At 44.6% G+C, this 24,368-nt stretch carries 21 protein-coding genes; 13 read left to right on the forward strand and 8 right to left on the reverse strand.

Annotation, left to right across the window (positions count from 1 at the left end; translation table 11 throughout):
• Positions 1 to 334: zinc ribbon domain-containing protein (locus tag ACE1CD_RS00330; protein WP_374820651.1), on the forward strand; the 334-nt coding region annotated here is incomplete at its 5' end.
• A 52-nt stretch (positions 335 to 386) separates the two neighbouring features.
• Here the strand turns inward: ACE1CD_RS00330 and ACE1CD_RS00335 are convergent.
• Entirely contained in the window at positions 387 to 1,133 is a 747-nt protein-coding gene (locus ACE1CD_RS00335; RefSeq protein ID WP_374792023.1) for a pentapeptide repeat-containing protein, read from the reverse strand.
• Positions 1,134 to 1,398: 265 nt separating this feature from the next.
• Between ACE1CD_RS00335 and ACE1CD_RS00340 the strand changes: the two genes are divergently transcribed.
• Both ACE1CD_RS00340 and ACE1CD_RS00345 read left to right on the forward strand, forming a co-directional pair.
• Positions 1,399 to 1,638, forward strand: coding sequence for a DUF433 domain-containing protein (locus tag ACE1CD_RS00340; protein ID WP_374792025.1), 240 nt, complete (start codon positions 1,399 to 1,401; stop codon positions 1,636 to 1,638).
• Entirely contained in the window at positions 1,635 to 1,997 is a 363-nt protein-coding gene (locus tag ACE1CD_RS00345) for a DUF5615 family PIN-like protein (protein ID WP_374792027.1), read from the forward strand. Before ACE1CD_RS00340 ends, ACE1CD_RS00345 begins: the two co-directional genes overlap by 4 nt.
• Positions 1,998 to 2,177: 180 nt before the next feature.
• Here ACE1CD_RS00345 and ACE1CD_RS00350 read toward each other — a convergent pair whose 3' ends face one another.
• Complete coding sequence (locus ACE1CD_RS00350) at positions 2,178 to 3,653, reverse strand: leucyl aminopeptidase (RefSeq protein ID WP_374792029.1); 1,476 nt, start codon at positions 3,651 to 3,653, stop codon at positions 2,178 to 2,180.
• A gap of 483 nt (positions 3,654 to 4,136) precedes the next feature.
• Between ACE1CD_RS00350 and ACE1CD_RS00355 the strand changes: the two genes are divergently transcribed.
• From ACE1CD_RS00355 to ACE1CD_RS00370, 4 genes are all read left to right on the forward strand, one after another.
• A complete protein-coding gene (locus ACE1CD_RS00355) occupies positions 4,137 to 6,311 on the forward strand; it encodes a transglycosylase SLT domain-containing protein (protein WP_374820654.1) in 2,175 nt (724 codons plus the stop codon).
• A gap of 160 nt (positions 6,312 to 6,471) precedes the next feature.
• Positions 6,472 to 7,272, forward strand: a complete 801-nt coding sequence (gene tatC / locus ACE1CD_RS00360) for a twin-arginine translocase subunit TatC (protein WP_374792033.1) — start codon at positions 6,472 to 6,474, stop codon at positions 7,270 to 7,272.
• 84 nt (positions 7,273 to 7,356) lie between these two features.
• Positions 7,357 to 7,566 (forward strand): hypothetical protein, encoded by a 210-nt coding sequence (locus ACE1CD_RS00365; protein WP_374820657.1) that lies wholly within the window; start codon positions 7,357 to 7,359, stop codon positions 7,564 to 7,566.
• The gene (locus ACE1CD_RS00370; protein ID WP_374820660.1) at positions 7,556 to 7,981 is read left to right on the forward strand and encodes a type II toxin-antitoxin system RelE/ParE family toxin; all 426 of its coding nucleotides are present in this window, start codon (positions 7,556 to 7,558) and stop codon (positions 7,979 to 7,981) included. Before ACE1CD_RS00365 ends, ACE1CD_RS00370 begins: the two co-directional genes overlap by 11 nt.
• 65 nt (positions 7,982 to 8,046) lie before the next feature.
• On the opposite strand, the gene menD is transcribed toward ACE1CD_RS00370, so the two are convergent.
• Both menD and ACE1CD_RS00380 read right to left on the reverse strand, forming a co-directional pair.
• The gene (gene menD, locus ACE1CD_RS00375; protein WP_374792197.1) at positions 8,047 to 9,804 is read right to left on the reverse strand and encodes a 2-succinyl-5-enolpyruvyl-6-hydroxy-3-cyclohexene-1-carboxylic-acid synthase; all 1,758 of its coding nucleotides are present in this window, start codon (positions 9,802 to 9,804) and stop codon (positions 8,047 to 8,049) included.
• Between the two features lie 15 nt (positions 9,805 to 9,819).
• A complete protein-coding gene (locus ACE1CD_RS00380) occupies positions 9,820 to 11,247 on the reverse strand; it encodes an isochorismate synthase MenF (protein ID WP_374820662.1) in 1,428 nt (475 codons plus the stop codon).
• A 408-nt stretch (positions 11,248 to 11,655) separates the two neighbouring features.
• Here ACE1CD_RS00380 and menA point away from each other — a divergent pair, with 408 nt between their 5' ends.
• Genes menA through ACE1CD_RS00395 form a run of 3 tightly spaced genes read left to right on the forward strand, consistent with a single transcriptional unit; the run spans position 11,656 to position 14,950 of the window.
• Positions 11,656 to 12,561 carry a 2-carboxy-1,4-naphthoquinone phytyltransferase gene (menA, locus tag ACE1CD_RS00385; protein WP_374792041.1) on the forward strand — a complete coding sequence of 302 codons (906 nt, stop codon included), beginning with the start codon at positions 11,656 to 11,658 and terminating at the stop codon, positions 12,559 to 12,561.
• Positions 12,561 to 13,553 carry an o-succinylbenzoate synthase gene (locus tag ACE1CD_RS00390; protein WP_374820665.1) on the forward strand — a complete coding sequence of 331 codons (993 nt, stop codon included), beginning with the start codon at positions 12,561 to 12,563 and terminating at the stop codon, positions 13,551 to 13,553. The genes menA and ACE1CD_RS00390 overlap by 1 nt, the downstream gene beginning before the upstream one ends.
• Complete coding sequence (locus tag ACE1CD_RS00395) at positions 13,535 to 14,950, forward strand: 2-succinylbenzoate--CoA ligase (RefSeq protein ID WP_374820668.1); 1,416 nt, start codon at positions 13,535 to 13,537, stop codon at positions 14,948 to 14,950. The genes ACE1CD_RS00390 and ACE1CD_RS00395 overlap by 19 nt, the downstream gene beginning before the upstream one ends.
• Here ACE1CD_RS00395 and ACE1CD_RS00400 read toward each other — a convergent pair.
• Entirely contained in the window at positions 14,904 to 15,329 is a 426-nt protein-coding gene (locus ACE1CD_RS00400; protein WP_374792046.1) for an acyl-CoA thioesterase, read from the reverse strand. The two genes, ACE1CD_RS00395 and ACE1CD_RS00400, sit on opposite strands and share 47 nt — an antisense overlap.
• A gap of 66 nt (positions 15,330 to 15,395) precedes the next feature.
• Between ACE1CD_RS00400 and ACE1CD_RS00405 the strand changes: the two genes are divergently transcribed.
• A complete protein-coding gene (locus ACE1CD_RS00405; RefSeq protein ID WP_374792048.1) occupies positions 15,396 to 16,079 on the forward strand; it encodes a Uma2 family endonuclease in 684 nt (227 codons plus the stop codon).
• Positions 16,076 to 16,297, forward strand: coding sequence for a hypothetical protein (locus ACE1CD_RS00410; protein WP_374792050.1), 222 nt, complete (start codon positions 16,076 to 16,078; stop codon positions 16,295 to 16,297). The genes ACE1CD_RS00405 and ACE1CD_RS00410 overlap by 4 nt, the downstream gene beginning before the upstream one ends.
• A 349-nt stretch (positions 16,298 to 16,646) precedes the next feature.
• Here ACE1CD_RS00410 and ACE1CD_RS00415 read toward each other — a convergent pair whose 3' ends face one another.
• Both ACE1CD_RS00415 and ACE1CD_RS00420 read right to left on the reverse strand, forming a co-directional pair.
• Positions 16,647 to 17,093, reverse strand: coding sequence for a tellurite resistance TerB family protein (locus ACE1CD_RS00415; RefSeq protein WP_190462298.1), 447 nt, complete (start codon positions 17,091 to 17,093; stop codon positions 16,647 to 16,649).
• Between the two features lie 90 nt (positions 17,094 to 17,183).
• Positions 17,184 to 18,506 (reverse strand): ATP-binding protein, encoded by a 1,323-nt coding sequence (locus tag ACE1CD_RS00420; RefSeq protein WP_374820671.1) that lies wholly within the window; start codon positions 18,504 to 18,506, stop codon positions 17,184 to 17,186.
• Between the two features lie 434 nt (positions 18,507 to 18,940).
• On the opposite strand from ACE1CD_RS00420, the gene ACE1CD_RS00425 reads away from it, so the two are divergent.
• Positions 18,941 to 23,614 (forward strand): PAS domain S-box protein, encoded by a 4,674-nt coding sequence (locus tag ACE1CD_RS00425; protein ID WP_374792055.1) that lies wholly within the window; start codon positions 18,941 to 18,943, stop codon positions 23,612 to 23,614.
• Here the strand turns inward: ACE1CD_RS00425 and ACE1CD_RS00430 are convergent.
• A complete protein-coding gene (locus tag ACE1CD_RS00430; RefSeq protein ID WP_374792057.1) occupies positions 23,611 to 24,345 on the reverse strand; it encodes a DevA family ABC transporter ATP-binding protein in 735 nt (244 codons plus the stop codon). The genes ACE1CD_RS00425 and ACE1CD_RS00430 overlap by 4 nt on opposite strands.
• Positions 24,346 to 24,368: the final 23 nt, after the last annotated feature.

The raw sequence follows: 24,368 nt of genomic DNA on the forward strand, positions 1-24,368 counted from the left end.
GACAGTAATTGCTGTAGAACCGAAACTAACTAGCCAAAATTGTTCTAACTGTGGGTCAAAAGTGGTGAAAACTTTAAGCAACAGAACTCATCAATGTCCTCATTGCAAATATGTTGCTGACCGAGATGAGAATGCAGCAAAGAACATTTTAAAACTCGCTTTAAAACAACTATCAACTACGGTCGGGCAGACCGAAAGTAACGCCTCTGGAGAGACTGACCTCTGCTTAGTTGAGGAAACTCAACTAAGTAAATCAACTCGCAGAAAGAGGAAGCCCAAAGAGCGATCTTTGGAATCCCCGTACCTTTTAGGTCGGGTCGGATGTCAACTATAGGGGTACTCACCTTGTCAGTGAGTTGGGGGGTGCAATTCCCTCCCTCGGCTTTTCAACTAGAAATTGTGCCATCCGGCATAATAGTTTTCTGGAAGATAGCGTCTTTGAGATTAGCTTTATTGAGGTTAGCACCTCTGAGATTCGCATAACTGAGATTAGCACCTGCGAGATTAACTTTGCTGAGGTTAGTCCATCTCAGATCCGCTCCTTCCAAGTCAGCTTCGCTCAGGTTAGCCTTAAACAGGTAGACTCCATTGAGATGAGCTTCTCTGAGACTAGCTTTAAAAAGGTCAGCTTTGTAAAGGTAAGCTCCAATTAGGTAAGCTTGGTGCAACTTAGCATTGCTGAGTTTAGCATTACTGAGGTTAGCACCTCTGAGGTTAGCTGCGGCGAGGTTAGTTCCCACCAAGTTAGCATCACCCAGATCGGCTCTTTCCAGGTTAGCTTCTCCCAGGTCAGCACCGATCAAGTTAGCATAAGCGAAATCTGCTTCCGTCAGGTCAGCTTTCCATAAATTAGTGCCGGTCAAGTTCGCTGCGGTCAGGTTAGCTTCGTTGAGGAGTGCTTCCTGAAGGTTGGCAAGACTGATGTTAGCATTGCTGAGGTTGGCGGTAATCAGTAAAGCTTGGCCGAGATCTGCTTTTCTCAGGTTTACTTTTTCCAAGTTCGCGCCTCTGAGATTAGCGCCTTGAAGGTTTGCTTCGCTGAGGTCTGGTTCTGTATCCTGATTGGAAGTTCTCCACTTAAGCCATTTCACCGCTCCTTCTTTAAGTAGGGTAAGATGCTCTATATTTGCCATCTATCTTGAGTTTCCTTTCCGCGCTCCGGGGTTGCCAAAGAAGACTGTAACCCAATCTTGGTTTGTTTGAGCAAGTTTTTAGAGCATCTGAGTGGGGGTGAAATCTCCGGGTGTTTGGCCAAAAACTCCGTAACCTTGAAAAATCAATATTTTTAGAGTTCGTAAAGGAGACCCAAACACCTGCACCCCCGACTTCAAGCAAAGCGCGATCGAGTTTCATTTAAATTAATCCCCGCTAGGGGAGTAAAAATTGCAGGAATAATTTATGTTAGGTTTCGATCGAATTACATTCAATCCGCGCATCATGGCAGGGCAAGCTTGTATTCGAGGAATGCGAGTTCCGGTTTCATTGATTTTGAATTTGGTGGCGAATGGAAAAACTGTAGCAGAGATTATAGAAGATTATCCATACTTGGAACCGGAAGATATTCAGCAATCATTGATGTATGCGGCATGGTTAGCCCGCGAGCAGGTTTTTCCCACAGTCTATGAGAAAGTAGGATGAAATTTTTAGCGGATATGGGTATATCACCGCGCACAGTCAATTGGCTAAGATCTGTTGGCTACGATGCACTACATTTAGTTGACGAAGGTTTGGCAGAATTACCCGATGATGAAATTCTGACAAAGGCTCGTGCTGAAGGACGGATACTCCTAACGGTAGATTTAGATTTTGGTTATCTGTTAGCGGTCAGTGGGGAACAATTGCCGAGTGTAATTCTGTTTCGGCTGGGTAATGAGAGTTATGAAATAATTAATGAACGTTTGGCACAGGTGCTGAATAGATTTGAGGAGGATTTGGCAGCAGGAGCAATTATTTCTGTTAAGGATGAAGCTTTCCGGGTGAGGCGATTGCCAATATAAGCACAGTCGTCCCAGCTGAACAAGAATAGATTGGCAGAGTGGGGGAGCGGGAGAGCGGGGGAGTGGGGGAGCGGAAGAATTAATATTTTCCCTTTTCCCTCTTCCTTTTCCCTCTCCCTAACCCCTCTTCCCTAACCCCTCTTCCCTAACCCCTCTTCCCTAACCCCTAACCCCTAACCCCTATTTCAAAACCCAATTCACGAGAGTGCGAACACCGTAACCGGTAGCACCAACGTTGTTGTAGCCGTTTTCCTTGTCTGTCCAAACTGGGCCGGCAATGTCCAAGTGTACCCAAGGGGTTTCTTTGACAAATTGCTTGAGGAACAAGGCAGCGGTGATGGAACCGCCGGGACGGGGGCCGGTATTTTTCATATCGGCAATTTGGGATTTTAAACCATCAAAGTATTTCTCTTCCAGAGGCATCCGCCATAGCTTTTCGCCAGCAAGTTCGGCAGATTCAATAATCTCGTTGGCGACGGTATCGTTCGGACTCCACAAACCGGCAATATCATCGCCTAAAGCGATGACGCACGCACCGGTGAGTGTGGCTAAGTCGATCATGGCATCAACGCCGAGTTTTTCGGCAAACACCAAAGCATCTGCCAGAGTCAGGCGTCCTTCCGCATCGGTGTTGTTGACTTCGATCGTCTTGCCGTTAGAAGCTTTCAGAACATCGCCTGGGTGCATGGCGCGACCGCCGATCATATTCTCGGTAGCTGCGGTGATAAAATGAACTTCCACATCGGGTTTGAGTTGGGCGATCGCTTTTGCCGCACCCAAAGTTGCAGCTGCACCACCCATGTCTATTTTCATCATCTCGATACCGCTACCGGCAACTTTGATATTCAAACCGCCAGAGTCGAAGGTCAAACCTTTACCGATAATTGCCAATTTGCGGCGCGGTGTTCCCTCCGGTTTGTAAGTTAAGTGAATAAACTTAGGCGGTAAGTCGGAAGCTTTGGCAACACCCAAAAACGCACCCATCCCCAGCTTTTCGCAATCTTCTTGTTCCAAGATTTCTGCCGCCAAGCCGAATTCTTGTGCTAGCGCTTCCGCTGTTTGGGCCATTGTCACTGGAGTTACCTCGTTGGCTGGTGCGGCCACCAGTTCCCGCGCTAGGATAACACCGGCGCAGATTTGCTTGGCGCGGTTAATTGCGTCTTCTTGACCCTCGAAACCGAGTAAATCGATTTGTTCGAGTTGCGGCCCTTTGTCTTCCGATTCTGACTTAAAGCGGTTATCTTGGTGCAGGGCCAGTTCTATACCTTCAACGATCGCCCCAGTTGTAGTTGGGGCATCATTATTCCACACTGGTAAGCTCAGGCCCAAGGTTTTGCATTTTTCCTTTTTAGCTAACCGAGCTGCTGCTGCTGCCGATCGGCGCAAAGAATTTAACTTCTGCGTTTCGGCCTTGCCCAGTCCCACCAGTATAATTTTACGGACTGGACTGCCGCTACCGCCAACGCGAGTCGAAGCGCTGCTGCCTTCTTTGCCCTTAAATTCGGTTTCTGCAATCAAATCTTGCAAAGTACCGCCGAACTTCTCGTTTAACTGCGCTAAATCGCCAGTTAACTCGACGGCATCTTCAAAAAAGCCAATTGCCAATCCATCCCCCGACCAATCTAAGCGCGGGGTATTTATTGCGCGAAATTCCATTCCCCGTTTCACCAATTCACCAATTTAAGTACTTGTACCAGTATCGATCAATATTGGCGAACTGCCCTACCCCAAGCATCCGAGATACGTTAAACTAGCTCCCATCTTATGTTTTTTAACAGCTGCGGTTAAAACTTTTAACCAAGCCCAATCACTTATTGTCATCTTCCGAAGGAGATATATATTGGGTCAATCTGGGATGCAGTTGACTGGATTCCTACAAACCCAAACTCGGTAAAAAGTTGTAGCTTCCCCAGACAAAAGGCAAACTTAATGATGTGTCAATACTGTTAGGTTAAGACTCGCTCGCCCCTAGCCTTCCTTGACAAGGGAGGTTGCGGTGCAGTCCATGAAGTAAATCAAACGCTACCAACACAGTATTGAAGAATAAGTTACTCACAGCAGGCACAACTAGCTATGTGTCTGTTCTTGTCAAATCGAGCTTCTGTAATCGTTGGGCGGTGAGAAGTGATGCAAAAAGTAATGAAAAATCCAATTCCCTTAGCTGTTGGTGCGGGGCTATCGGTTTTGTTGATTGGAAGTACGTTGTTATTAATGAGATGGAGCGATGGGGAACAGGCTGCGCCCGAAGCTACTGAAGTGCAGGGTGAGCTAAGTTCTCAGTCAAAAGAAAAGCCGAAGTCCGCAACATTGCCACTGGTAACACTTTCACCGACTCAACGGGCAAGCGATCTGGAAAAGATCGCCTCCGGAGGAAAATCGCTCGATCGCCATCGCGCCCGGTATGTGCTGGCTAGCGACCTAATTCAACAGAATCGCGGGCAAAAGGCGATCGCCTGGTTGGAGGGATTGGAACAAGATTATCCCCTATTAGCGCCACATATAATCGCAAAACGCGCCCAAGCTTATGAAGTGAGCGGCGATAAAGCCAAAGCAAACGCAACTTGGCAAGAAGTGCTGCAAAAGTATCCGCAAAGTGCGGTAGCGGCAGAGGCGCTGTTTGCTTTGGGACGCACCGATCCGCAATACTGGGATAAGGCGATCGCATCTTTTCCCGATCACCCCCGCACCGCTGAAATCGCCTGGACTCGCCTCAAGCAAAATCCCGATCGACTACCCTTACTACGGCTGTTAGTGAAGCACGACCCCGACAGCAAGCAAATCAACACCGTTTTAGAAGCCCTGCAAAACAAGTATGCCGCTCAGTTAAAGCCGGAAGATTGGGAAGCAATAGCCTACATATACTGGGATAGGTTTGATTTCGATAAAGCCGGACAAGCTTATGCCAAAGCTACCCGCACGCCCCTCAATCTCTACCGCGCCGGTCGGGGACGCCAACTGCGCGGTAAAAGAACAGAAGCTGTATTAGCTTATCAGCAGTTGCTCAAGGAGTTCCCCGAAGCGAAGGAAACTGGTTTGGCGGCGGTACGCTTAGGGCAGTTACTTTTGTCACCAGCTGCTTTACCGTATCTGGACATGGCAATTAACCGATTTCCAGAAAAAGCCGGTGAAGCGCTTTTACTCAAAGCCAAAATTCTCGACGGTACGGGAAGCGCCAAGTCAGCATCGCAAGCTCGTCAGTTGGCGCTGAGCAAATATGCAGATTCGGAAGCAGTGGCTGAATATCGTTGGAACGTAGCCAAAGGTAGAGCCAATGTGGGAGATTTAATGGGGGCTTGGCAATGGGCTCAACCGATTACTAAGCACAATCCCGATAGCGAATTTGCACCCAAAGCGGCTTTTTGGGTGGGGAAATGGGCGACTAGATTGGGGCGTCAACAGGATGCCAAAGCTTCTTTTGAATATGTGTTGAAAAACTATCCAGAATCTTACTATGCTTGGCGATCGGCTGGCATACTCGGTTTGAATGTGGGCACTTTCAACACCGTGCGCGATATGATGCCCCAAGTTGTGAAAGCCTCGGAAAAACCCTTGTTGCCAGCTGGTTCTGAAGTTATGAAAGAACTATACCAACTCGGGCAAAAGCGCGATGCTTGGGCGATGTGGCAAACAGAATTTCATAACCGCATCCAGCCAACGGTAAAAGAACAATTCACCGATGGGGTTCTGCGCTTGGGAATCGGAGAAAATATCAAGGGAATTACGCAGGTGGAGGGTGTGAGCTGGTGGCGGGATACGCCTGCGGAGAAAGCTGAAATATCTGCTCTCAAGCAAGATATGGCATATTGGCACGCCCTCTATCCATTTCCATTTATGGAATATATCGAAACTTGGTCGCAAGAACGCAAGCTCAATCCGTTACTCGTAACAGCCCTCATCCGCCAAGAATCTCGCTTTGAACCTACCATCCGTTCCATTGCCGGTGCTGTTGGTTTGATGCAGGTAATGCCCAGTACAGGTGCCTGGATCGCTCAAGCAACAAACATTAAAAGTTATGCTTTAGATAATCCCAACGATAACATCAAATTTGGCACTTGGTATCTGGATCATACCCATGAGACATACAACAATAATTCTCTGTTTGCTGTCGCCAGTTATAATGCTGGGCCAGGGAATGTGTCAAAATGGATATCGCAGTTTGGTTTGACCGATCCGGATGAATTTGTGGAAGCCGTTCCCTTTCCAGAAACTCAAGGTTATATCAAACACGTGTTTGAAAATTATTGGAACTATCTGCGGCTGTACAATCCCCAAATGTCTGAAATATTATCCCATTACAAACGCACGAAAAATTAACAGTGGAGGAGTCAAAAGTCAAAAGTCAAAAGTCAAAAGTCAAACATTCAAATTTCCTCCCTCTCCCTCTTCCCTTTTCCCGGACGCCCGACGCCCGACGCCCGACGCCCGACGCCCTAAAGTCAGATACAATAATTAACAAACTGACTGAAGTTGACCCATGACGCCTCCTTCGGAACTAGATACCAGCACCGAGCCATCTTTTGCAGACGCTGAAAACGAGAACGACAATACAAAAGACGAATTTCTCGACGAACTCCCCGGAGAGGTCGAGATGTCCTTGTTCGACCACTTGGAGGAGTTGCGCCAGCGCATTTTTTACTCGTTAATTGTTGTCGTGCTATCAATATCAGGTTGCTTCTTTTTTGTCAAGCCGATCGTACAACTTTTGGAAAAACCTGCACGGGGAGTAAAGTTTGTTCAGCTCGCTCCGGGGGAGTTCTTTTTTGTGTCCCTAAAAGTGGCGGGATATAGCGGCTTACTGTTAGCCAGTCCGTTTATCCTCTACCAAATTATTATGTTTGTTTTGCCGGGATTGACCCGTCGGGAACGCCGCTTGCTGGGGCCAGTGGTGATTGGGTCGAGTTTTCTATTTTTTGGTGGATTGGCTTTTGCCTATATAGCCTTGATTCCGGCTGCGCTCAATTTCCTCATCAGTTATGGTGCGGATGTGGTCGAGCAATTGTTTTCGATCGATCGCTATTTTGAATTTGTTTTGCTGCTTTTATTCTGTACTGGCTTAGTTTTTCAAATTCCCATTATTCAAATTATCATCGGCTTTTTGGGAATTATCTCTTCCAAACAAATGCTTGCGGCTTGGCGATACGTTTTAATGGGATCGGCAATTTTGGGAGCGGTGCTGACGCCTTCCACTGACCCGGTGACGCAAACTATTTTAGCAGGCGCGGTGCTGGGTTTGTACTTATTTGGAACTGGTTTGGTCGTTCTGTTGGGTAAATAGTCGCAAAGGAAACCGCCAGGGAGTTAATTCCTTGGCTAATAGCTGATTTTTAAGAAAGAAAACACAATTAATGGTAGAACTACTATGACATCACAACCATTAGAGTTAGAGGGAACCTGGGAAGAAATTGTTGCCCAATCAGAAAAACTGACCGGACGTCGCGTTCGCGTTATTGTTCTTGCTGAAGAAGAGTTGAAGTCCGCAGAAGAAAGTTTTCGGCAGGGATGGTATGAAGCCATGACAGGGCAAACAATACCTCTTTCGGAATTATGGGAAGGGATTGATGCCGAATAATCTTCCTTCAATAGAAGTTAAACCAACGCTTGAGTTTAAGAGTGACTTACGCGCCCTATCCAAAAAGTACCGCCATATTAAATCTGATATTCAGCCAGTTATTGAACGACTACAAACTGGGGAATTACTTGGGGATCGGATACCTGGGATAGGTTATGAGGTATTTAAGGCGCGAGTCAGAAACAGCGATATCAAAAAGGGTAAAAGCGGTGGCTATAGACTGATATACTATATTCAAAACCGCACAAGCATCATTTTGATCAGTATTTATTCAAAATCTGAGCAATCCGATATTGCCGCAGAGAAAATTCGACGGATCGTGACTGAGTTTAATGAGCTTAGTCTCGGCGGAGACTTCAGTCAAGATCGAGAAGAAATGCAAGATGAGAATAATGGCGATCGTCCCAGCGATTAAAATTTAGGGTTAAAGAGGCTAAAGTCGCCGACAAGCATAAAAAGCGATCGCCACCTCCCAAAACTTCACAAGATATCCTCTGCAAACTTTCCGAGATTTTCCTGTCTCCACTTAGCATCTGCCTTCCGATTTGTTCTCAATTCTAATACCCGAATTCCTTGTTCTGGCAGAGGATTCAATCTTTGTTTCAGTTGCTGCCAAGAAGCGATCGCTTCATATTCGACATTGTAGGTAGCACAAAGCTGAGCGAAATCTATATCCTGGGGTGTGGCAAAAAATTCTTCAAATGGCGGCTCAAATTTGGCAATTGGCAACATTTCAAATATACCACCACCATTGTTATTAATCAAGATAATAGTGAGATGTCCGAGAAATTTATTTCTCAATAAAAAGCCGTTGGTATCGTGCAACAAAGCTAAATCTCCAGTCAGCATGACGCTGCTTTGATGGCGATGGGCAATGCCTAAAGCGGTGGATAAAGTGCCGTCGATGCCATTAGCGCCCCGGTTGAAAAAGGGTTGAATTCCAGAATTGTTCGGTGTCCAGAAAAATTCCACATCTCGCACGGGCATACTGTTGGCAATAAATATAGGCGTTGCTGGTGGTAAAGACTGGGAAAGTAACCAAGCAACTTTACATTCAAATAAGGTTTCTGTTGTTGCCATTGTGCGGTCAATGCGTTGCCTGACAGTGGCTTCGGCATCGCACCAAATTTGCAGATATTTACTGAGATTATTTGGTTCGATCGCACATATTTGCGCTAGCTGTTCTACGGATAATCGCAGATGAGTTGTGTTGCCGTGTAGCGGATCTAAATTGTGATGGCTGGTGTCAATTACCCATGTGAGCGGTTGGGTTGATTCTAACCAAGTTCGCAGTTCTTTACTGGTGGGTAAGTCTCCTATCTGGATGGCGATTTCCGGTTTAAGTTGTTGTGCTATTTGTTGGTTTCTTAATATCGAATCGTAGGTGGAAATTAAGTAAGGATTTAGTTCGGCATAATTTCGCAATGGCGATAATCCCTCTGCTAATACAGGCCATTTTAAGGTTTGGGAAAGTTGGGCAATTGCCTGACAATATTGTTTGGGAAAGTGAGGTTGTGACGTGCCGGCGATGATGATTCCATGCTCGCATTGCGACCAGTTTTGTAACGTATTGAGTAAAGAATTATTGTTGGCTATTGACAACTGACAACTGACAACTGACGACTGACAACTAGCAAAGAAATGTTCTGGCTGAAATTGCGATCGCAACTCCTCGGTAGCCGCTTGGGGTATGGGGGCGAGAGGGTCGCGAAAGGGGATGTTAAGATGGATTGGGCCGGGAACGGGAAAGAGCGATCGCTCCCACCCATGAATAATTGTTTGCCGCAGATAATTCAGCATTCCTATTTCTAATGATGGCACTGCTAACTCGGCTTGCCAGTTCGGATAAGTGCCATATAATTTGATTTGGTCGATAGTTTGTCCGGAATGACAATCTCGCAATTCTGGGGGGCGATCGGCTGTGAAAACTAACAGCGGTACGCGACTTTCTCTGGCTTCAATAATAGCAGGATAAAAGTTTGCGCCCGCAGTTCCGGAAGTGCAAACTAATGCTACTGGCAAACCTGATTTTTTGGCAATTCCCAAAGCAAAAAAAGCAGCCGATCGCTCGTCCAAAACGGGAATTGCTTCTATTTTATCTTGTTGGGCAAAAGCAACTGCCAAAGCAGTAGAACGCGACCCCGGACAGATAACTGCTGTAGTTAGTCCGAGTCGTTTTAAGGTTTCCGTAAGTATGGAAGCCCAGACAGAATTAGTGTTGCGAAAATCTATGGGCATTGGGGATTGGGTCATTCACACTAAAGCTTTGAGAAGTGCTTGAAGTTTCAGTTGAATTTCTGCAAGTTCTTTGTCTGGATCTGAGCCAGCAACGATACCGGCACCTGCGTACAGTCTAGCGCGATCGCTATCTATCAGTGCTGAACGAATGCCTACGACAAACTCGCTGTTACCGCGATGATCTATCCAACCTAATGGTGCCGCATAAACAGAGCGATCGAATGCTTCATAGCGGCGAATTTGGCTCAGCGCGATATCTCTAGGATCGCCTGCAACAGCAGGGGTGGGATGGAGTTCTGCCAAAATTTGTAATGGCTGCACACCGCCAGCGATTTTACCTCGAATTGGTGTCCATAAATGTTGTATATTTGATAGCTGTAAAAGACCGGGAATAGGAAGTCGCTGGTGTGACAAACCGAGGTTGGATAAGCGCTCGACAATGAAATCAATTACAACTCGATGTTCCCGCCTTTCCTTTTCGCTCCTGAGCAAACGTTCAGCAAAATAGGCATCTTCGGCTGCTGTTTTGCCTCGCGGTGCTGACCCCGCCAAAGCATCGGTTTCTAATTCTCGCTCTTGTATCCTAATTAAGCGCTCTGGACTGGCACCGATAAAATCTTTACCTTTGCCGTTACTGGTAGAAAAAACATAGCAATCGGGATACATTCTTCGCAAATTATTTAAGGAATCAACCCGACGAAAAGGGCGCGGCGAATTAACCTCAATTGCGTGAGCTAAGACAATTTTGCTAAAATGTTTAGACCGAATCGATTGCAATGCCGATACGACTGAGGCTTGAAAATTTCTGCGATCGGTTACATCTTGCGGTTGAAATTTCTGTTTATAATCGCTCAAATGAAAATTTCTGTAGTTCGCGAATCTAATTTGGTGGAGTTTCTGCCATATATTCTCTGCTATAACTTCGATGTTTGCATTGCTGTCGATTACAGTATTAGCCACTATAACACAGTAATCTTTTTGACAGGAAACCTGCCAGCGAGGTAAAAAAACTGTGGCGGCGGGGAAAGGAGAATCACCATTGATATTCTCATCAAAAAATGTGAAAGTACAGAAAAAGTGAGGCCCAGAAAAAGGCAGGTCTAACGCGCCTGTGGCAATTGTGTTAGCAAGGCATGAATCGATAAATTTTTGTGCTTGCGAAAAGCGATCGACTCCTTCTAACTTAAATTTAGCGGCTGTATCGATCGCCGCGATCGCTTCCCCTTGATTGGCTTTTTCCCAATAAAAATGCAGTTTTTCCGGCTCGGCAATGCGATCGAGTACAGCTAGCGGATCGAGCGGTTTACTTGGCAGGGAAATACTGACAACTTTTTGCAGCCCTTTTTCAATTAACGTTTGTTTGCAAGCTAAAAGAAACTGATGCAGTTCCTTGCGATCTTCAAACAGATTAGGATGATGTGTCACTGGCACGGAAGCGAACATAGCAAATTTTTTTAACGTTTGCTTGCCAAATTTTCAATTATGAGCATGGTAGGGCTAGAGTTAGCACACTCCCACTCCATCTAACCACTTCTGGCGTTCCGTTGTACCAGGCTAGTAGTCCACCAAATTGATTTTAATGGGTTGTCGTCGGCCAGAAACCCGGTGTTTTAGAAAAACCGGGTTTCTCAAACTGCCGATTCTGCGGGCGAAACAGCCCCGTTGTGGGGAATGGCGCGACTCGAAGCGGGGCCACAACGGGTCAAAAGGTTTGAAATCCCTGCTTGGTGGTAGCGACACTGGCAACGTCCCCAGCAAAGATTGTGGCCTGCGTTATCCAGATTGAGTTTACCATTGCGACCTCAGCATCATAAAATTATGAGATTCGGAAAATTCAATCGATACCGTCCGATGACTACACAATCTATTGCTCATTCAAACAGTAAGTTGTGGTTGGCAGCACTTAAACCACCGATGTACAGCGTTGCCGTGATTCCAATTTGGGTGGGAACTGCTGTTGCTTGCGCGGAAAATAACACTTTTAATGGCGCAATCTTTTCGACATTTTTAATTTCAGCGATTTTGATTGTTGCGTGGCTGAATCTCAGCAACGATGTGTTCGATTCGGAAACTGGAATTGATAAAAACAAAGCGCATTCGCTCGTTAATTTAACAGGAAATAAACCCTTAATTTTCTGGTTGGCGAATTTGTTTTTAGCTGTGGGTATTCTGGGAGTAGTGGCGATCGCATGGTGGCAACAAGACCTCACTGTAATCGGTCTGATACTGCTCTGCTGTGCTATGGGCTACACTTACCAAGGGCCGCCCTTTCGGTTGGGATATCAGGGTTTGGGGGAAATTATTTGCTTTTTTACCTTTGGGCCATTGGGCGGATCGGCGGCGTACTACAGCCAAACCCAAAGCTGGTCGATCGCCAATATAGCAGCTTCTGCGATCGTCGGCATCGTCACCAGCTTGATTTTGTTTTGCTCCCATTTTCATCAACTTGAAGACGACCTAGCGGCAGGGAAGAAATCGCCCATTGTCCGACTCGGCACTGCCAAAGCATCCCAGCTATTACCTTGGTTTGGCGGCAGCATTTACCCTTTGACTGTGCTGTTCGTCGCATTGCACATTTTTCCAGTTTGGACATTGCTAATCTTTGTCAGTTTACCCCTCGCCCTCAAGTTATTCCGACACGTTGGCGAAAATCACGATCGACCGGAAAAAGTCAGCAATTGTAAATTTATCGCCGTAGCCCTGCATTTTTGGAGTGGCTTACTGTTAGGATTGGGATTCGTACTTGCCAACATTTGATGTTTTATCAGTTTGAATTTCGTCCTTATCAGCGACAGTTTAAACGCGCCCTCTCCACCAGTCACGGCAACTGGGATATTCGAGAGGGCATTATCCTGCGCCTCACCGACGATAAAGGTGTAATTGCTTGGGGAGAAATTGCCCCTATTCCCTGGTTTGGTTCCGAAACATTGCCATCAGCTATAAATTTTTGTAGTCAATTGGGAGATGAAATAACAACAGAAACAATTTTCTCTATTCCATCTGAATTACCATCATGTCAATTTGGTTTTGAATCTGCTTGGGAAACATCTCTTGTGAGGCAGGCATCGACGCTGCCACTAAGACCGGACAGGCAAGATGCCTATCCCACAAGAAAGTATTCTTACAGTTGCTTATTACCAGCAGGCGAAGCCGCTTTACATCAATGGCAAACACTTTGGCAGCAAGGATATCGTACTTTCAAATGGAAAATTAATGTTACTCCCATTGAAGATGAAATCAAAATTTTTGCCAAGCTAATTCAGGCACTACCGAGGTCGGCAAAACTGCGATTAGATGCTAATGCTGGACTGAATTGGTCAGAAGCAAATGAATGGCTGAAAATGTGCGAGAATTACTCTGCGATCGAATTCCTCGAACAACCCCTACCCGTCGAGCAATTTCATGCCATGCTAGATTTAGCTAACCGCTATTCTACCCCAATAGCATTAGATGAATCCGTTGCCACCCTTAACCAACTGCAAACCTGTTACGAAGAAGGTTGGCGAAGTATTTTTGTCATCAAACCCGGCATCGTTGGTTCCCCCAGACTTCTGCGTCAATTTTGTCAGCAACATGACATCGATGTCGTCTTTTCATCGGTTTTTGAAACAGCCATTGGCAGACAAGCTGCACTTAACCTCGCAGCTGAACTTTCTCATCATAATCGAGCAGTTGGTTTTGGCGTCAATCACTGGTTTAATGAAGATGAGGAAACGTGGCTTGAAAATTTATGGAACAACCCCCATTAGATCTTGTGGGGCTGGTGTCTCACCTGCCCAATAATTGGTTAATTGGTTACAACACCCATCAATTTACTCAGCTTGTCGAACAACTATATTTAGAATTAATCCAAATATCCAAACAGCAAAACTCACCAAAAATTATCTTAGCCGAACGAAATCCAGTGCGCTTTTTAGCCGGTTTCATCGCTGCAACAGCCGCCGGTTGCCCCGTATTTCTCTGCAATCCCGATTGGGTAAAAGCTGAATGGCAACAAGTTTTTGAATTAGTTCAACCAGACATAATTTGGGGAAATTTGTCAGTCGTCAGTTGCCAGTTGTTCGCTGCAAAGAAAGAGGAAAAAAAAGCTGATTACAGACAGATTATGATTCCCACGGGTGGTTCGTCGGGTGAAATTCGCTTTGCCATCCACACTTGGGAAACATTGACAGCATCGGTGCAAGGTTTTATCGAATATTTCGATATAAAGACAGTCAATTCCTTTTGCGTCTTGCCGCTTTATCATGTCAGCGGTTTGATGCAATTTGTGCGCTCATTCCTCACTGGTGGAAAACTGGCAATTCTACCTTTTAAAGCACTAGAAGCTGGTGAAAAATGCGAAGTCGAACCAGCAGATTTTTTCATATCTTTAGTGCCAACTCAACTGCAACGTCTGTTAGATCGTACTCCACAATGGTTGTCTCAGTTTCAAACAATTCTGTTAGGAGGTGCTACAGCTTGGCACGAACTTCTAGAACAAGCGAGACAGCATGAAATTCGGTTAGCACTCACTTACGGGATGACAGAAACTGCCTCGCAAATTGTCACCCTCAAACCAGAAGATTTTCTCAAGGGGAATAATAGCTGCGGACAAGTTTTACCTCATGCAAAGGTAAAAATTTGCAATCCAAATGGGAAGATGTTAGGTGCGAATCAAACGGGAATTATCACCATCAATGCAGATTCATTAGCGCTAGGTTATTATCCTGATACTTCATTTGTTAGAGAAAAGCAGGTAATTTTACAAGCGGATGATTTGGGATTTTTTGACGAACAAGGTTACTTAAACATTGTCGGACGTAACAGCAATAAAATCATCACTGGCGGCGAAAATGTTTTTCCATCGGAAGTGGAAGCGGCGATTCGATCGACTAATCTAGTTAGCGATATCTGCGTCATTGGCATACCCGATTCCCATTGGGGTCAAGCGGTGACGGCTGTGTACGTTCCCAGCCATCCAGAAGTTGACACCGAGACGCTGCAAACCGCACTTTTAGATAAATTAAGTAACTTCAAGCGCCCCAAATATTGGATACCTGTAGAAAGTTTGCCGCGTAACGCGCAGGGTAAAATTAATCGCGAACAAATACAACAAATAGCTATTTCGTGGCATCCAGATCGCTCCAATCTTGCAGCCAGTCAATAATGTCTGTGGGTAATTCTTTTCTACTTCTACTCGTAGGATCGATGCAGGCGTGTCTGGTCATTGCCTTTGCTAGCTGCTGCTGCTTAGTATCAAAAATTTGATACTCAATTTCAAACTTATTGCTAGTTAAACTTTTCGGAAACAAGTAAATAATTATCTTGTCGCCACAGAACATCGGGCGGAGGAAATCAACGCTAGCATGGATGATGGGAATGGCAACTCCTGAGTTAGTACTGAAAAACGATCGAATATTAATCCCAGATGCTACCAGGGATTCTTCGTAGGCTTCGTGACACATTGGCAAAACATTGGCGAAATAAACGACGCCTGCTGCATCGGTATCTTGAAAGCGAATTGTCCGAGTATAAGAAAAAGGCATTTGTTCGCTAATCTCTCACAAAATTACAGCTATAATTGTTATACAACCATAATTGGTGTCATCGCTATGACTACCGCCACTCCTACAGATATCCAAACAGTCCTCGCCACAGCTTTACCCCAGTGGAAACCAGCTACTTGGTCAGACTACTTAGCTTGTCGCGATGCAGAAACCCCAGAGAGAGTCAGGTTGTTTTTTAATCGGGATAGACTTTTAATTGATATGGGTTCAGAAGGAATCAATCACGCCAGTGTTAGCGACCTGTTCATCATGCTGTTTGGCTTCTGGTTCGCTCGCTTTACACAACAAATAGCGGCTTCTTTTGGACGTTGTTTGCTGGAGAAGCCGAACACACAAGCAGCAGCGCCAGATTTAGTATTGTACATCGGTGAGGGAGTTCCGCAATGGCAACAAGGCGAACTGCGTCGAATAGATTTAAATAGGTGGCGAGTACCAGATTTGGTGGGTGAAATAGCTGACACAACTATAGCGACTGACTTGGATGAAAAGAAAAAACTTTATGCGGATTTGGGAATTCCAGAATACTGGGTGGTTAATATTCGAGGTAGACAGGTTATCGCATTTCGGCTAGAGGAAAATGGTAAATATCAACAGTGTAGCGAGTCTGTCGTACTTGCTGGTTTGCCTATTTCTTTGCTAGAGCAAACTTTGGAACGTCTGAGCGAAGGAACTAATATTACCGCCGCTGTGTGGTTTTCTCAACAGATTGCTAATTTGAAAGCTGAATGAAGAAAATTATTTGCGGGTTTGTGTGGTTTCTTAGCTTCATGTTTGGATTTTATGAGGCGTCTGTGTTTTTAATAGAGGCCAACACGAACGAAGAATTTTTGAAAGATAACGTAGAAACAGTTTCTATTTTACTTTGTGCTTCTGCTCTGGGTTCGTCTGTAATAGCTATTGCAGGTACAATGGCGGGAATATTACCAGGTACAAGCTCAAAAAAATAAGTAATGATGATAGCTAACCTAGATAATAAGCATTTTTGAGAGTGGGTTTTTATATCGTGTCCGGTTGCATCGGTAGTATATGAGCGAAGCGAAACGTTCTCTGTGGGAATTGGGGGTGAAAATTTTACCGCAGATGTAGGCAGATTAACGCAGATAAACGCAGATAAGAACGCTATTTTTTTATGCAACCGATGCTACCAAACATCATATTAGATCCTCGCTGGGTGGGAGCGATCGCAACTCATTTTCATGGCATTAACTCATAACTGTAGGGTGCTAATACACACCCTACATTAGTTTAATCAAAAATTGCCAGCCTGGATGACCGTGCAGTTTGCTGAATAAACTTCTAACCTTTGTTTTTTATCAGCATGACATCTATAATTTTGACAGCAGTCTCTTCAGTTATTTCTAAAGCGCGATAGAGATCGTTCAAAAGTTTTTCTTCTTCTTCGGTGACTTCGCCATCTGCCAAAACGATATCAGTTGCTACAGCAAAAGCTGTGTCTTTCAGTTCATCCGGAAGCGTAGACATTGCTGCATTAAACAGGGTTTCTGGGCCTTCCCTTTGCAAAATACCCAGGAGTCGATCGATCATTTTTCTCATTACGTCACCCGGATAGCTCCTAAACAGTTGCATCCGAGATAAAATAGTGCTAATGGCTTGCGCTTCCGAATCGGTAACGTAGCCGTCTGCCGCTACTGCAATCAATGCGATCGCCGCAAATGCTTCCGCTGGCCCTAGCGTTGTTTGGGTTTGCTTGCGACCGCCCGCTATTTTATCGAACAAGCCCATTGTATTTTCCTCTTTCTGGTACTACGATCTCACTATTAGTAGCACATTTATCTCTATCACGTTATCAAAAAAAATTAATTTAATCTAAAATTATCTATCCAAAGTTGCCAATTCTCCCTTCAGATAGTCAACAAATTGTCGAGCCGTTCTACCGGATCGTCCGTTGTGACGAGTTGCCCACTGGAGAGCGCGGTACTCCAAATTTTCTATAGGAAGAGTAATTCCAGCTTGCTCTGCCAAATGGCGCACAATTGTTAAATAAGTTTTTTGATCCGCAGGTTCAAAAGTGAGAGTAAGACCAAAGCGATCGCTAAACGAAAGCTTCTCCTGCACTGTATCCCAAGCATGAACTTCCTCATCGCTGGGAGTAGGTCGATCTTTAAAAAATTCGCGAATCAAATGACGCCGATTGGAAGTAGCATAAACTACCACATTTTGAGGTCGAGCAGTTATATTCCCTTCCAGGACAACTTTAAGAGCCTTGAAAGCATCGTCATCTTCTTCAAACGATAGATCATCTACAAAAATGATAAACTTCTGCGGTACGTTCCGCAACAGTTCGACAATTTTTGATAAATCTTTCAAGTCAGATTTTGACACTTCGATGAGGCGGAGATTGCGATTGGCATACTCATTCAATAACCCCTTCACCAAAGAAGATTTTCCCGAACCGCGACTGCCGTAAAGCAACACATGAAGCGCTGGATAACCTAACAATAAAAACTCGGTATTTTTCATCAAAGCATCTCGCTGAGACTCATACCCCGCCAGTTCCTTGATTTTGATGGGATCGGGGTGTGCAATGCCGAGCAACTGACCGGACTGCCAGCGCAATGCTTGATATTCAGACAAAATACCCGTACCGCACTCCCGGTAATAAGCGGCCAAATCTTCGACAGCATCTGCCCAATTATCCAGTTCTTGCAGAGAAGCGATCGCTTTTTTTTCTGCATCGGATAGATAGCTGATTTCATCTTGTTCTCGATACCAAACCACAGGTGCCAGCGGCAGTTTCGATGCTTCTTGTACCCAGCAACTAAGTTCCCCACCGTTGCATTCGTAAAGACTTTGCAATGCTTGTAAATCTTGCTGAACTGCTGCTACTAAAGCCGATGGTAAACTTGCGAAATCTTGCCGTTGCGCTTGCTGCGTAAACGGGTTATCGTTTCTGAGAATTTGCCAAATTAAATAATCCTGCCAACTTTTATTTGTGGCGGCTATCGCTTGGAACCACTTGCCATAAGCTTGCAAGTAAATCAGCCCTTCCGCATCCCAGCGTTTCAAAGCATCGAGTAGTTCCAGGAAAGCTATACCCGGTGGGTCGCTTAAAACCGATCGGTACAGCAACAACGACGCCGCTTGGCGTTGAAGGAATTGGATAGAGGAGAGATCTACTGTATCAAGAGAAGACATGAGCTACAAAAGTCAATCATTCAAAAGTCACCGACTTGTGGGTTGAGTTAAAAATATTACCGCCGCACGAGCATTCGTTAAAAAGTCAAAAGTCTCAAATGCTTTGAGCATCAGGGAAGCGAAAACGAACTACTGAAACTAACAAGTTGGGTTCGCCTGGGGTAAGGCCGCACCTACATTGCCAGCTATCGCCCCTAATTTATAATATTTTAAGATGGCCTCAACTGGGGGATTTGCCTAATATTTTAAAGCAATTAGGGATACTCGCGGTATATCTCTGAGAATGTGTTTCAAAATTTAAGCTACTTTAAACACTAGAAGAATAGACATCTCCTCCAAAAGAATCTCAAAGGGCAGGCAGGATGGCTACCCCACAAGAATTTTTGGAGATGTTTAATGGAAAATAGTCAGTTTTTACTCAAGCTACGTAAATTATGCGATCGCTCCTCCCACTCCACCGACTGAAAATCCCCCTGCGACTCATCCTTGTCGTCCCCTTCGTGCTGCTGGTGGCGATCTCCGTAGGACTGACCAACTATTTTTCACTTCAGAATAGCCGCTTACAAGTGCAGCAACTGGCACACCAGTTGATGATGGAAGTTGCCGATCGCGTCCATCTATACCTAGATCACTACCTAGAACAACCTGACCAGATCGATCGCAGCAACACTAACGCGGTACGTTTCGGCCAACTCGACCCCCAGAACATCAATGCTATAGAACGCTATCTGATTTGGCAAATCTCCAATTTCGATCACATTCAAAGTATTGTATACGCCAACGAACAGGGAGATTTGAGAATCGTTAAATCCATCAAAGGTAAACGGACACTTCAGATAACAAACAGCCCCGATGTTAGAAAATTTGAACAGTACGCCATTAACTCAAACGGTCAGCCATCTAAATTTATTAAAATGGGACAATATCCACAAACTTGGGATATTCGACAGCAGCACTGGTATAAATTAGCCAAACAAAAAAAGAGAAAAATCTGGAATTCAGTCTACACATTAGGTGATGGCACAGACCTGAATATTAACGCCAGTTTACCAGTTTATGATGTCAATAAAAAATTCATAGGAGTCTTTGAATTAAATTTAAATTTGAGCGGGTTAAATGATTTTATTAACCAATTGCAACTGCGGAATACAGGTGTTGTTTTCCTGATGGAAAACAATGGCTCTCTCATTACCAGTTCGACAGATGAATTACCTTTTATTAAAACCAGCGATGGTAAATTTAAGCGAATTTTGGCAACTCAAAGTCAGAATCCCCTAATTCAAGCAGCCAGTCGTCATCTCACATCACAGTTTAATTTGAACGAGATCGATCGCCTTCAGCAGAGGGAATTTACCGAGAACGGGAAAACCTATTTCTCCCAAGTACAACCATACAAAGATAAGTATGGCTTGAATTGGACGATCGTGACAGTTGTACCGAAGTCTGACTTCATGGCCAAGATCGATATTAATACTCAATATACTATTCGGCTGACGGTATTGGCAGCGATAATAACGATCCTCCTGGGTATCCTAATTGCCAACCGGATTGCCCGTCCCATTCTCACCCTCAGCAAAACTTCAGCAGCAATTGCACAAGGCAATCTAAATGTACAAATTCCCGAACATTTGCCAGTGCGGGAACTCGATCGTATGGCGCGTTCTTTTAACCAGATGACGCAGCAATTGCAGTCAGGTTTCGATCGCATCCAAACAAATTTGCGCGAATCAGAAGCAAAATTGAGCGATATTATTAACAGCCCGATCGCATCAATTATCCAGCTGCGAATCTTCGCCAATGGAGATTGGAATATTGAGTATCTTTCCCGTGGCTGCGAAACTGTATTTGGTTATAACCCGCAAGAATTTTTAGACGATAAATCCATCTGGATGTCGAGAATAGTGCCAGAAGATCTGGAAACTATAATTCTTCCTTTATTTAATGACGTTTTTGCCGAAAAAACTGTCAGTTTCGAGTATAGATTCAACCGCAAAGACGGGAGCTTGCGCTGGTTAGGAGCCAGATTGACCTCTAGATACGATCGAGAAGGCAATTGCTGGTTTGTCAATCAGTTCACCATTGATATTAGCGATCGCAAAACCTTAGAACGAGAACTTGCCTTCCGAGAAGCCCAACTGAATGTATTATTTAATTCTGCACCGCTCGGCATAAATATTATTGATGACCGATTGCGGTTTGTCAAAGTGAACGAATCTATGGCAGAAATTAATGGTGTACCCATATCAGAGCATATCGGTAAAACAATAGGCGATATTTTACCTCGACTAGCTCCTATTGTCGAACCGATTTACCAACAAGTTCTTACCACAGGTCAGCCGATTTTGAATTTAGAAGTGAGTGGAGAAGTTCCTCTGCAACCGGGTGCTATCCGCTACTGGCTGGCTTCTTATTTCCCCATTCCCAACCCAGAGAACAATGCTACTTGGGTGGGGACAGTCGTGGTGGATATTACAGAGCGAAAACTAGCCGAACAAGCTTTGCAAAAAAGCGAAGCGACTAACAAAGCTTTGATCGCAGCTATACCCGATTTGCTCATTCGTATGAGTAGAAACGGCACTTATTTAGATTTTTATGCCGGTAGCAATTTCCAGATCATTAACCCTCACCAGAAACGAGAAGGAGTCAATCTTTTTGATATCCTACCTGCCGATCGAGCCCAAGAACGCCTTAATTATATCCAGCAAGCCCTAGAAACCGATGAAATTCAGACCTACGAACAGCAAATCGTCGTCGAAGGTAAACTTCAGCATGAAGAAACCCGCATTGTACCAATTGAAGGGGATGAAGTTTTGGTGATAGTGCGGGACATCACCGCTCGCAAACAAGCAGAATCAGCATTGCGCCAAAGTGAAAGCGCCCTAGCTGAAGCTCAGAAAATTTCTCATTTAGGCAATTGGTCTTTCGATATCATCACCCAAAAGATCGTCTGGTCAGAGGAAACTTTCCGCATCTACGGAGTTGACCCCAGCCAACTCGAACCTAGTTACCAAAAACTTTTAGAATTCACTCACCCCGATGATATAAAACTAATAGATGGTAATGTCAAATATGCGATCGCCGAAGGCAAAAACTACGAACATGAAATTCGCATTTTTCGACCGGATGGCTCAATGCGTTACACTTTGGGCAAGGGACAAGCTGTTTTTGATGAAGCGGGACAGGTAGTCAAACTGTTTGGCACCGTACAGGATATTACAGAGCGAAAATTAGCCGAACAAGCCCTACAAAAGAGCGAAGCTACTAACAGAGCTTTGATCGCAGCTATTCCCGACTTGCTCGTTCATATGCACCGAGACGGCACTTATCTAGATGATTTCTATGCGGAAGAAGATTTTAATATCCTCTACTCTCAGCAGGAGCGAAAGAAAATCACTATTTTTGATGTCCTACCTGCCGAGCGAGCCCAAAAACGCTTTAATTATATCCAGCGAGCTATTAAAACGGGAGAAGTTCAAACCTACGAACAGGAACTTCAGATCGAGGATAAATTGCATTACGAAGAGACACGCATCGTGCCAATTCAGACGGATGAAGTTTTGCTGATAGTGCGTGACATCACCGCTCGCAAACAAGCAGAAGCCGAACTGCAAAAAGCTAAAGAAGCCGCCGAAGCCGCCAACCGCGCCAAAAGCGAATTCCTCGCGAATATGAGCCATGAAATTCGCACTCCTATGAATGCCATTTTGGGTTTTTGTGACTTACTGCAAAACTGCATCACTGAATCCCAGCCGCGTTTTTACCTACAATCTATTGCTGCTAGCGGTAAAACACTCTTAGCTTTAATCAACGATATCCTCGACTTATCTAAAATTGAAGCCGGAAAGCTGCAACTTCACTACGATCCGCTCAATTTACGGGTATTAATTCAGGAGATTTGCCTAATTTTTTCCCAAAAAGCTCAAGAAAAACAACTTTATTTGCTGAGTGAAATAGATGAAAATTTACCCACAGCTATTCTGTTCGACGAAGTACGTCTGCGCCAAATTCTTTTCAATGTAGTTGGCAACGCTCTCAAATTTACCGAATCCGGTAGTATCAAAATATCCGCTCGCTCTCAGACGAGAATTTCAGAAAATACTGTGTGTCTGGAAATTGCCGTAGCAGATACGGGAATTGGTATTCCTACCGATCAGCAAAACAGTATTTTTGATGCTTTTTTGCAAGTGGAAGGGCAAAGCACTCGCAAATATGGTGGGACTGGCTTAGGATTGGCAATTGTTAAAAGACTAACTCAACTTTTAGGTGGCAAAGTAACGCTCCAAACTCAACTGGGTCATGGTAGTACTTTTACCTTCACTTTCCCAGAAGTTTCTGTGACAAACTCTGCCACAGAAAGCACAGTTAAATCAGATTTGGATAATAACTTAGATATCTTTAAAGCTGCTACCATTCTCGCTGTTGATGACGTACCATCTAACCTCCATTTGCTCCAAGGTTATTTCGCGGGGACAAAACACAACCTGCTGTTGGCTAAAGATGGATTGGAGGCAATTAATGTTGCCCTAACTCACGATATTGACTTGATTTTGTTAGATTGGCGAATGCCCAATATGGATGGTGGCGAAACCAGTAAAGTTTTGCAAAAAGACGATCGCACTAAACACATTCCTATTATCATGGTTACTGCTTCTGTCTTAAAAGAAGAGCAAGAAGTATTGCGATCGCTCTGTCATGGCTTTATCCTCAAACCTGTCAGTCTCCAGCAGTTAATCTCCGAGTTAAGAAGATTCCTAAGTTTAGATGAAACTTATTTAGAATCGAACTCAGAAAAAGCTGCTATTGTTCCGGTTAGCGATATATCAACAATGTCTCCAGACGCTCTGGAAAAATTGCCAGAACTCTTAGAAAAGCTGCAAATAGAAGCAGAAACTGTTTTGCCAAATCTCTGTAACTCTATGATTCGGCGCGACTTGAAAAAATTTGCCCAACGCCTGAAAGAATGGGGAACACAATACAATTGTTCTCTGCTACTCAATTATGCGGAAACTTTAGTTAAGCAAATAGATGAATTTGATTTCGATCGCATCCCAGATACACTCAAAAAATTTCCGGATACAATCGCAGCTTTGGCAAAATTTTTATCCTAGCCCGACGCACTAGCTATTGTTAAAGCATCTAAACTGCCATCGCTGATGAGACGCCCATCTTCCATATAGACAATGCGATCGGCAATATCCAAAATGCGGTTATCGTGAGTAACTAATAAAATTGTACAACCTTGCTCTTTCGCTAATTTTTGCATCAATTCTACCACATCTCGTCCCGATTTTTTATCGAGAGCGGCAGTAGGTTCATCTGCTAGTACAATTTTCGGTTTACCTACCAAAGCGCGAGCAATTGCTACCCGTTGTTTTTGTCCTCCCGATAAGTCATCTGGATAGTAATTGATGCGATTTCCCAATCCGACTGCTGACAGCATTTCTTTAGCGCGATCGTTCATTTCTGCTGGTGGAATTCCCCGCTGCACTTCCAATCCCATTCGCACATTTTGTAGCGCCGTTAAACTCCCGTGCAAATTGTGAGCTTGGAAAATATAACCGTTATGGCGTCGCGCTTCTGTTAATTGTTTTTCTTTAGCACCGCAAAGTTCTTTTCCTAACACCTTCAAACTGCCCTCTTGTGCAGAACGCAATCCACCGACTAAAGTTAGGAGGGTAGTTTTTCCGGAACCGGATGGCCCAGTCATAATGATGATTTCACCTATATTTATCTGCAAGTTAATATCAAATAATGCTTGCTTCCGGAGTTGACCTTTACCGAAGTAATGATTGAGGTTGACGACAGAAATAACGGCGTCCGAACTCGAATTACTTTGCATAGCCCCTATTAACTCTGTAGCTT

The organism is Aerosakkonema sp. BLCC-F183, assembly GCF_041929145.1.
Lineage (GTDB): Bacteria > Cyanobacteriota > Cyanobacteriia > Cyanobacteriales > Aerosakkonemataceae > Aerosakkonema.